We start from the raw sequence: 5,829 nt of genomic DNA on the forward strand, positions 1-5,829 counted from the left end.
CGCCCACCACCGCCACTAGGACCAGCAGCGCTAGCAGCACCGGCCAGTGGGCAGCAAAAGAGACTTGGTACAGGCCAAGGGCATCGACAAAAATCACCAAAATACCCAGCGGACTCACGTAGCGCACCATGGCTAGCCACAGCGTATAGGGAAGCGGCGCCAGCCCCAGCTCGTCGCGGAAGGTTTCGCTTTTCAGCACAAAACCGGCCAGTAGTACCATGCCCAGGCCACCCAGCGGCATCATCCAACGGGAGGTGAGGTAATCCAGCCAATCAAAGAAGTTCTTGCCTGCCAGCGTCCAATCAGCGCCCAGGTTGAACGACAGCATCGCCAGCGTGCTGATCAGCCACAGCACAATACCGGTGGCCCACGAGGCGGATTTACGGCTCATGCCTTTGTTATCGCACAACCAAGAGACCGTCGCTTCCACCATGGAAATTGAGGAGGTTAGTGCGGCCATGGAGAGCATTAAGAAGAACAGCGCTCCGAACAGCGTGCCCAGCGGCATCGCCTGGAACGCTAACGGCAGGCTCATAAACAGTAACCCTGGGCCTTCACCAGGGTCCATGCCGTTGGCAAAAATCACCGGAAAAATTGCTAACCCTGCCATCAGCGCCACCACGGTATCCGCCACGGCCACGCTCAGCGTCGTGCGGCCAATGGAGGCACCTTTAGGCAGGTAGCTGCCGTAAGTCAGGATGGCACCCGATGCCAATGAGAGCGTAAAGAAAGCGTGGCCCAAGGCCGCCAGCATCCCTTCACTAGAGAGGCTGCCCGCCTTAAAGGAGAACAGGAAATCAACCGCGTCGCCGAAACCGCCGGAAAACATGCCGAATCCAATCAACAACATCAGCATGAGCACCAGCCCCGGCATCATCCAGCTAACGCTTTTCTCGATGCCTTCCTGAACGCCTTTGCCGACAATGATCATGGTCAGCAGCGTGACCAGGGTACTCCAGCCACCCAGCGTGATGGGGTTAGCGTTATTGGCACCAAACACGGCCGCCATCTCGTCCACACTGGTGCCCGCCAAGCCGCCGGTGAGCATTTTCCATAAATAGGAGAAGGACCAGCCGGCCACCACGACGTAAAACGATAGCACCATAAAGCCACACAGCATGGCCATCCAGCCAATCAGCGACCACATAGAGGAGCGGCCAGACTCATTCACTACACGGCAAATAGCATCAATGGGGCTACCACGCCCCCGGCGACCAAACGCAATTTCGGTCATCATTACCGGTACGCCCACCGCTAAGATGCACGCTAAATAGACCAGTACGAAGGCACCACCGCCATACTCCCCAGTGATATAAGGGAATTTCCAGATATTGCCTAGCCCCACCGCCGAGCCGGTGGCTGCCAACATAAAGCCCCAGCGGCCTAGCCACTGAATGCGAGGTTGCCCAGAAGACGCCATGACCTTCCACCCTGTCAGAAAAAAGCGCCTATCCTAGTGGATTTTGCTGCGAAAGCCCACGTATCACGGCGTGGCATAGCTTGCTTTTGCCTCGGCATCTAGCCGCTGGGCGGTTTGATCCACTCTGCGCAACCACGCCAACAGCAGCGCCCCGGCCCCTACAAAGCCACCAGCCAGCCATAGGCCCACATAATAATGACCAGAGGCTTCCGCGAGCATGCCGGTGAGCGCAGGGGCCACAATCTGCGCTGCGCCGTAGGCCAACGTCATTTGTCCCATCAAGCGGGCGGGGCTGGCGGGGTACAGCCTACCCGCCATGGTCAGCACTAAACTGACGCAGCCCAGGAACGTGCCGCCGTAGAGCACTGCGCTAATCAACACGCCCGGTAACGTTGGGCTGATCGCAGGCAGCACAATGCCTACTACCTGCACCAGCATGGCCACAATCAGCGCGCCTAAGTAACCAATCCGCCGCGCGATTAAATCCCACAGCATCACGGCGGGTGCTGCGGCCAGCCCCACCAACGCAAAGGCCCAGTTCCCGGCCCCAGCCAGCAGCGGTTCGCGCTCCACAATCGCGACCAAAAACGTTGCGCTGATCACATAGCCATAGCCCGCACAAAAGTAGGCAGGCAGCATAAGACGCATAAAGGTGCGGCTAGGCGGCGTTGCAGGTGCTTGATGACTGGCAGCGCTGCCTACCACCGGTTTCACCGGGCGCGGTAACCAGCACCAGGCAGGCACCAGCAGCACCGCCCCCAACGCGCTAAAGCCCCACCACTGCGCTTGCCAGTTCATTGCCAGCGCCAGCATCAGTTCTACCGCTAAAGCCGCCACCACAATGCCAATGCCAACGCCTGCAAAGTGGATGCCCAGTTCGCCCCGCTGACGGTGTTGAATCAGCCAGTGCAAAATCAGCCCTGACGCCAACAGCATCGAGCCACTGCTGGAGAGCCCCGCCAAAAAGCGCAGCCCCGCCCATACCCAAAAGTGTTCGGTCAGCGCCATACCGGCGGTGGTTAATACGGCCAGCACTAAGCCAATGCGAAACAGCGTGTCTTTGAGATAAATCGTGCGAATAGAGGCCGCCAGCACCGCTCCTAGCATATAGCCTGCGTAGTTCAACGCCGCTAGCCAGCCGCCATCGGCGTCGCTAATCCAGCTCTGCTGCTGCATCACCGGCAGTAGCGGCGTATAGGCAAACCGCGCAATGCCGATACATAAAATTTGGCTAAATACCCCCGCCAACAGCACTTTAAAGCGCTGGGCCTGAACGCTTGCAGTAGGCATGGACACTCCCTCGTCGTCACTATTTTTGTTGTGGTAGTGTGGCTTCAATGGATAGCCAGCTATCTTCCATCATACGCGGAAACCAGCGCCGTACTATCGGCTAAACGTGGCATGTGGAAGCAGCGCATTAGTGCTCGGAATCTGGCAGACTAACTCTCACGTTTCACCACCGTCATAAGCGAGTAAGCACGATGAGCGATACTGCAAAACCCTGGACGCAACCGATGCCCGACGCGCAGTTCAAACTGATGCGCGATATTTTGGCGGCCCCCAGCCCTGTTGGCCTGGAAGGCGCGATGACCTACGGCGTGCTGAAGCCCTACTTCGAGAGCTTCGCTCCCAGCGACTGGCATTTGCACCAGTTTAAAGGCAATGCGGGCGTGGTGCTGGATACCCACCCAGGCCGCGATGATATGTTCAAGCTGATGATCATCGGCCATGCGGACAAAATCCGCATGCAGGTTCGCTCGATTGGTGAAGATGGCAAGATTTGGATTAACACCGACTCCTTCCTGCCCGGCGTATTGATCGGCCATGAAGTCACGCTGTTCAGCGAAGACCCGGAAGCCCCCGGCAGCTACCGCAGCATTGAAGGCGGCACGGTGGAAGCGCTTGGTGCTATCCACTTTTCTGACCCCGCCCAGCGCGATGGCAGCAAAGGCATTAAGAAAGAGCAGATCTATCTCGACCTGCAGATTCACGGCGAGAACAAGAAGCAGCAGGTGCTGAACCTGGGCGTGCGCCCGGGCGATTCGATTATCTTCAACCGCCCCATTCGCCCTGGCTTTAGCCCGAACACCTTCTACGGCGCGTATCTGGATAACGGCCTGGGATGCTTTGTGACGGCGGAAGTCGCGCGCTTGATCGCCGAAGCGGGCGGTACCGAAAAAGTGCGGGTGATGTTTGCCATTGCCAGCTACGAAGAGATTGGCCGCTTCGGCAGCCGCGTGCTGGCCGGTGAACTCAAGCCCGATGCGCTGATTGGCGTGGATGTAAATCACGACTACGTCGCCGCCCCTGGCATTGGCGACAAGCGCATGCAATCGCTGGAGATGGGCAAAGGCTTTACGCTGTCGGTGGGTTCTATTGCCAGCGAGCAGCTCAACCGCATCATCGCCAGCGCCGCGAAAACGCAGGACATCCCCATGCAGCGAGACATTGTGGGTGTAGATACCGGCACCGACGGCATGGCGGGCGTGCTGGCCTCCATTGATAGCGCAGCAACCTCCATGGGTTTCCCGATCCGCAACATGCACACCATTTCGGAAACCGGCAATACTCAGGACGTGCTGGCCGCTATTCATGCGCTGCACCACACCATTCAAGCGCTGGATGCCGTGCCGGATCTCAAACGGGAGTTCTTGGATAACCATCCCCGTTTAGACCAAGCCAGCCCGCTTGCCCACCAAGGCAGCGCCAAGCCCGAAAGCGACGAAGAAGCCTCCGCTTAAACGGCATAAAAAAACCCCGGCCATGCTTGGCCGGGGTAGTAGTAACTCCTCCGTAATCCTTCTTCACGAACCTCCTGTTCGTGCATCCCTGGTCTTGCAAGCGTTCCGTGCTTGCTCCTGCTCCTTAACACCTCTCCTTGTGTTACTGCCTACCTTGAACCTTATATGTGTCAAATACATTAACCTGAGATAGAAATAGCAGCACTTTGATTAATTTTTTTGGTCTGTGCATTTTCAAGGGAAAACACCACCCAGGGATGCTTTTTGTAGCGCTCTGCTAGGTTGCTGCCTATACTTTTTTGGCACCCATAGTGATGCATTTCTACACGGACGTTACCACGCCTGAACCCATTCACCCCCTAGCGGTAGGAGGTCAGCGTGCGACATATCATGATTAGCTCGACAGTCCATGGTGTGGATATTATGTGCCGCCACTGCGGTAATGCAGAATCAGCCACCACACCATACTTAAATCGGTTTCGTTTTGAAGGCACCGGTAAAGACAGCGTGGTGCTGCGCTGTTTAAGTTGCCAAACGTCGGTATCGGCCCCCATGAGCCAGCTAAGCGCCCTGTTCTATCACCACGCCTGTTAATGGCCCTTGTCAACGCAGCAGAGAGTGCTCCGCTTGCCCATAAAAAAACCCCGGCCACTGCTGGCCGGGGTTTCATCAGGTCCTCCATAATCCTACTTCACGAACTTCCTGTTCATGCTTCCTTGTGCGCCGCAAGCACTCCCTGCTTGCACTTCCTTGTAACGCCGTCCCTGCGTTATGTGCACACAGTGCGCCCTATAGCCGTTGAGTTATCTAACATAGGATATGAAACGCTAAAAGTTTTTGCTTTATCGGCGGATAAACACACGACACCTTGCAGTTGCTTCAATCAAAAACATACAATCATGCACGTTTGTAACTTATCAGGACATACCCGTGACGACGAGCCACTCCCCTTTGACAACCACCACGGCAAAACGCCTCGCCCCCTGGCTAGCGGCTGCGCTGGGCATCGCCTTGGCCACACCAGCGTTAGCTGATAACTGGGAAGGCACCTTTGGTGCTGGCGCCACCTACGCCCCTGATTACCTGGGTAGCGACGATTACGATATCCAAGCGCTGCCAGTGCTCAATCTTACCTACGGCGACCAGCTCTCCATCAACCTGCGCGACGGTATTGCTTGGCACGCAATTCGCCAGGGCAACTGGACCGCTTCTCCGTTTATCGGCTATACCTTCGGGCGCGATAACGAAGGCGACATCAGCCGCTTTGAGAAAGTCGATGGCGGTGCCACTCTTGGCCTGCGCTTGAGCTATCAACAAGGCCTTTGGCGTTACAGCGTCGCGGGCAGTACGGCGGTGACGGGGGATGTCGAAGGCGCTAACTTCACAGGTGAAGCAGCCCTGCGCCTGCCCATGAGCGAACGCACGCTCTTCACTCTGACACCGAGTGTGAGCTACTCCAATGAAAAATGGACAGAATCGTTCTTTGGCGTCTCGGCACAAGACAGCGCCCGCAGCGGCATAGCGGCTTACACACCTGATGGCGGTTACTGGCGGGCAGGCATTAACGCAACGCTTAGCTACGCGTTAACGCCGGAATGGACCGCCACAGGATTTGTGGGCACCACTTATCTCACCGGCAACGCCTCTGATAGCCCGATTGTGGAAGGC

The 5,829-nt window shown here is 57.1% G+C and carries 5 protein-coding genes; 3 read left to right on the forward strand and 2 right to left on the reverse strand.

The features are described from left to right. Positions 1 to 1,420: sodium-dependent transporter (locus tag BIS10_RS16925; RefSeq protein WP_253507026.1), on the reverse strand; the 1,420-nt coding region annotated here is incomplete at its 3' end. Positions 1,421 to 1,483: 63 nt separating this feature from the next. Continuing rightward, complete coding sequence (locus tag BIS10_RS16930) at positions 1,484 to 2,710, reverse strand: YbfB/YjiJ family MFS transporter (RefSeq protein ID WP_253507029.1); 1,227 nt, start codon at positions 2,708 to 2,710, stop codon at positions 1,484 to 1,486. A gap of 191 nt (positions 2,711 to 2,901) precedes the next feature. Here BIS10_RS16930 and BIS10_RS16935 point away from each other — a divergent pair, with 191 nt between their 5' ends. From BIS10_RS16935 to BIS10_RS16945, 3 genes are all read left to right on the forward strand, one after another. Then, entirely contained in the window at positions 2,902 to 4,161 is a 1,260-nt protein-coding gene (locus BIS10_RS16935) for a M20/M25/M40 family metallo-hydrolase (RefSeq protein WP_253507032.1), read from the forward strand. Positions 4,162 to 4,539: 378 nt separating this feature from the next. Next, positions 4,540 to 4,755: a hypothetical protein gene (locus BIS10_RS16940; protein ID WP_253507035.1), complete on the forward strand. Its 216-nt coding sequence runs from the start codon at positions 4,540 to 4,542 to the stop codon at positions 4,753 to 4,755. 336 nt (positions 4,756 to 5,091) lie between these two features. Then, positions 5,092 to 5,829 (forward strand): MipA/OmpV family protein (locus BIS10_RS16945; RefSeq protein ID WP_253507038.1); only part of this gene is annotated, 738 nt, incomplete at its 3' end.

The organism is Halomonas sp. 707B3 (assembly GCF_024158645.1).
In the GTDB taxonomy this organism is placed as follows: domain Bacteria; phylum Pseudomonadota; class Gammaproteobacteria; order Pseudomonadales; family Halomonadaceae; genus Vreelandella; species Vreelandella lionensis.

What these genes read in the sequence shown, in the direction of transcription:
- BIS10_RS16930 (WP_253507029.1), bottom strand. Translation starts at nt 2,710, where the DNA reads ATGCCTACTGCAAGCGTTCAGGCCCAGCGCTTTAAAGTGCTGTTGGCG.
- BIS10_RS16935 (WP_253507032.1), top strand. Translation starts at nt 2,902, where the DNA reads ATGAGCGATACTGCAAAACCCTGGACGCAACCGATGCCCGACGCGCAG.